3 protein-coding genes are annotated in these 4,199 nt (G+C 38.1%); all 3 read right to left on the bottom strand.

The window, feature by feature from the left end:
* Positions 1–142 precede the first annotated feature (142 nt).
* The 3 genes from Q0200_RS09400 to Q0200_RS09390 all read right to left on the bottom strand — a co-directional run bounded on the left by Q0200_RS09400 (position 143) and on the right by Q0200_RS09390 (position 4,177).
* On the bottom strand, positions 143–1,273 hold the full coding sequence (locus tag Q0200_RS09400) for a restriction endonuclease subunit S (protein ID WP_297940638.1): 1,131 nt from the start codon (positions 1,271–1,273) through the stop codon (positions 143–145).
* The gene (locus Q0200_RS09395; protein ID WP_297940637.1) at positions 1,270–3,105 is read right to left on the bottom strand and encodes a class I SAM-dependent DNA methyltransferase; all 1,836 of its coding nucleotides are present in this window, start codon (positions 3,103–3,105) and stop codon (positions 1,270–1,272) included. Before Q0200_RS09395 ends, Q0200_RS09400 begins: the two co-directional genes overlap by 4 nt.
* Positions 3,106–3,721: 616 nt before the next feature.
* Entirely contained in the window at positions 3,722–4,177 is a 456-nt protein-coding gene (locus Q0200_RS09390; protein ID WP_297940636.1) for a hypothetical protein, read from the bottom strand.
* Positions 4,178–4,199: the final 22 nt, after the last annotated feature.

Raw genomic sequence — 4,199 nt, 5'->3', positions numbered from 1 at the left:
TCTGCCAAATGTGCCGTTTTCGCCCAAAATTTCACTGTTATATGCAAATTTAACATCCCAGCCTAGCTTGTCATGGAGTAAATTTCCGGCGCTCTCTTGCACTAAAATATTTTCGGAATAATCATAACTCATAGATATCTCCTTATACTTCTATCTCACCACTCATAAGCTTTGGTAACAAGCGGTCACGAGCTTGAATGGATAGAAAAATTTGCCTATTTATAAAACTAATTTTTTCAAATATTGCTATTGTTATTTTTCTAAATTCCATTAATACTTTTTCAGTTGGAATCAACAATTCCATAGAATTAATTTCTCTTGCATTAACGTGTTGTTGACAAGCTCCTTTTTGCATTGCATAGATATCATCTTGTCTATATTTTAAATAGCAGTATACAAAGTACAAATCACTGGTCTCATTGGTATCAAGAAAAGAACAATCAGACGCCCATATAGATTGATAATATAATCTTACAAATCCTGCATTGCCAGAAGCGCTTACTGTGATAACTGGGGAAGCCGTATTTGATTTATTATGATAATACGCAGGCTCTTTTCCTCCTGCTACAACAGGAATATCGCCTTTATGTGCTTGTGCTCTTGTAATTGTTTTTCCGCGTTTAAATACTGCAATATCTCCAAGCGTACCTTTTCTCCACCCCTCAGGGATGCCGTCGATAAATTTGGCATTCTCATATCCTGGAAAGCAAAAATCAACAAACCACTCTTTATACAGACGCTGCGCCGCCTCTTCAAGAAGCTTGATCTGCTTTTGATTATTTTCGATCAGATCGTCATATGCCTGCAAGATATCTACTATCTTCTTTTGTTTTTTTATACATGGCAAAAATATTGGGATTGAATTAAATGCTCCATGTGGCAAATCTGGCTGAGCCGCCCCAGTAGCCCTACTTATTGCTTCTTCATAAAATGCTTTTTCCTGAAGAGCATAGAAAATAAATTCTTGTAGCAAAAGCTCATTATCTTTTGTTGTTACCGTAAAACAGTTATTATGAACTACACCTCGTTGTCCCCTGAATACCAATCCAACTTGTCCGGTTCTTGTAAAAATAACATCATCTTCCTTAGCGATAAATTTATCTGGAATTGTATCTTTAACATAAATACTAAAGTTGCCATCTTTCATATCGCCAATACGAAGAAGATGCAACGATGTCGGTTCTGTTGATATGTGATGATTTGTTTTTTTATTAATTGCAAATCCTTGGCGCAATATAACCAAATCACCTATTTTTATTTTCTCATATTTCACAACCCCATCTCCTTTAAATTTTGCGAGATGGTATCCATGAGTAAATTTGACTCGGCTTGCAAAGATAAAAGCTCGCGGTGTATCTCTATCATACGCTCTTCAAAATCCACTCCGTCATCTTCTACCGGGGCAACGCCCACATAAGCTCCAGGAGTGAGCGACCAGCCCTTTTCCTCTATGCTGACACCCTCATCCTCTCCTTGCGCCGTTTTAGTCGTATAGGCGACTTTACAAAGACCAAGCACATCTTGATATACGCCATCTTTAAATTTCTCGTAAAGCCAGTTTGCCTCTCTGGCCGTAGTGAGCTTTTCGCTAAATTTGGCAAGCCGTGCGTCATACTCCTCTTGCACTCTCTTCTTTTCTCGTTTTTGGGCTGCTTCTACCGCCTCTTTTGCTTTTGCTCTAAGAGAATTTATCTCTTGTGATATTTCATGAATTTGTTCGCTAAAAGGCTTGGTGCTTGCAAGAGCAACTTTATACTCATCAAGCAAGGCTCTATACTTATCTATCTCGCCGCGGTATAGCCATACGATGGCATTGATATTTTTTAGCTGCCAATAAGACCATTCGTTTAAAGTGCGATCAACCACGGTGTAGTAGTTTCTAGCGTCTATAAAAAGCACTTTGTTTTTAGTCTCGTTTGACTTGTTTTTATCAAAAAACCAAAGAGAGCAAGGAAGGGAGAGCGTGTAAAAGAAGTTATTTCCTACGCTGATCATCGCATCAACATCGCCTGTTTTTACAAGACTTTCTCTTATATCTTTATCTTTGCCGCCGCTATCCGTGGCTGAAGATGCCATGACAAAGCCTGCACGGCCTTTTTCGTTTAAGTAGCTATAAAAGTAAGATATCCAAAGGTAGTTTGCGTTTCCTACCTCTTTATTTTTATTTACGCTTGGCATGCCAAAAGGCAGGCGTTTTGCGCTTTCGCAAGACTCGGCTTTTACCTTATCGACGTTAAAAGGGGGATTTGCCATAACGTAGTCGCAGCGGCCGTCTAGGTTGTGAGCGTCGCTATAAAAGCTGTTTGCTTCATCTCCGGACTTGATAACGCCGGTAAGTCCATGCACCGCCATGTTCATCAAGCAAAGCTGTGCGTTGTACTCGACCTTTTCTTGGCCGTAAAAGGTCATCATGCTATTTGCGTTCATGCCAGCTGCATTTACAAAATCCCCAGACTGGATAAACATACCGCCAGAGCCGCACGCAGGATCAAAAAGTATGCCGCTTTTTGGCTCTATGATATTTACTATCATCTTTACAAGCGATTTTGGCGTAAAGAAAACACCATCATCAGAGGCTATACTTTTGGCAAATTTATTTAAGAAATACTCGTAAATTCTACCGATGATATCTCCGCCGATCTCATCAAGGGCTGAGTTGTTAAATATGCGCAAAAGCTCGGATAAAATTTCGTCTGAAAAATCAGCATAGCTTTTTGGTAGTACGCCGATGAGCTGTTCGCTCTGATCTTCGATCAATGACATGGCGTTGTTTACGACTTCGCCTAGGCTTGTCATGATGTGGTTGTCTTTATTGACAAGATTTGCCGATGAGATATCTTGAGGTAAATTTAGCAGATAGTCATACTGAGCTTCTTTTGGAAGATAGAGCGCGCTCTTTGCCGCAAAGTCGCTCGCCTCAACAGGCATAACTCTGCCGCCGCGAGACGGGCGATCTTTTAAAATTTCAGCCTCTACCAGAGCGTATCGCAAAAAGATAAGACCAAGCATTGGCACGTAGTATTGATACGATGTGAGGTTTGAGCCTGAGCGTAAAAGGTCCGCCGACTCCCAGAGGTCGTTTTCTAGCTTTCTAATGTTTATCATCTTTTCTCCGTTATGTAGTTAAATCATATCGCTCAATTAAAGCGTGGTTAAATTTGATTAATTATATGAAATACTATAAATTCATTAAAAAACGGCAAATATTCCAATCCCTTTTAGTTGCTTGCGCATGCATGATTGATTAATATTTATAGTTTATTTGCTATTCTACCATTTTGCTTATGGATTATTGCTTATGATGGAATAAATATTATGTGGCTCGTTAGTAGTGAAAACTACTTTATTGAGACTATCCATAGCTAAAAAATTTTACTGAGCACATTTTGCTTGGCGGCAGAAAAATGGCTCATGGGACGGTTTTTTTATCGTATTACGCAAATCGTGCATATGTATAAGATTATATTAAGGCTACAAGATAAATCAATTATCATTGGAAGTAGCAAAACTTTACTAGTAAGAATGTGGATAGAAAAGGGCGTAGAACGAGCATCAAAAAAAATCGTCCAAAACGAGCTAAAAAACTAAGCAAATGAAGCGAATAAAAGTAGCAGGGTAGGGGCATCTAGCACGGCTTTATGCTTTTTAGATGCCTTGTTTTTTATAAAATGTATATTAGCCGTTAACATATTTTTGTGTATTAAAAGCATTTGAGATATTTTTAAAAATCTCCAAATTCGGCGTCTATTGCTTCTTGCCTTTTTGTATGCGACTTAATGGCATCTTCTAATTTCATAACCCAAAAAACAGCCTTATTGGAAATAGGGGCTTCAAATGGATTGCCATACATTGCGCTAATTGCATTAAACGCCTCATCTCCTTGAACACAATCTACTGCAATGCTACCTAAATACGGATAGGTCAACACGCCAGGATCAACCAGATCAAAAACATTGGTTAATTTTATGGTTGGAAAATTTTCTTTCATAAAATTTAAAAAATAGTTTCTTGATTCATTATCTATGTATTTTTTATCAAAATTATCAAATTGATCGTCTTCTGGGTGCTTTCCAAATGCACATATATCATTGTATCTAGTATGAAAGACTAACCAAAAACCAAACTCCTTATCTCTTTGTATTATATATTCCTCTATCGTAGGTAGTGCCAATGCCATATTTACTCCTTAAAAAATTTAA

Source organism: uncultured Campylobacter sp. (genome assembly GCF_938045225.1).
Taxonomy (GTDB): Bacteria; Campylobacterota; Campylobacteria; order Campylobacterales; family Campylobacteraceae; genus Campylobacter_A.
This window is presented reverse-complemented; position numbering and strand designations above follow the sequence as displayed.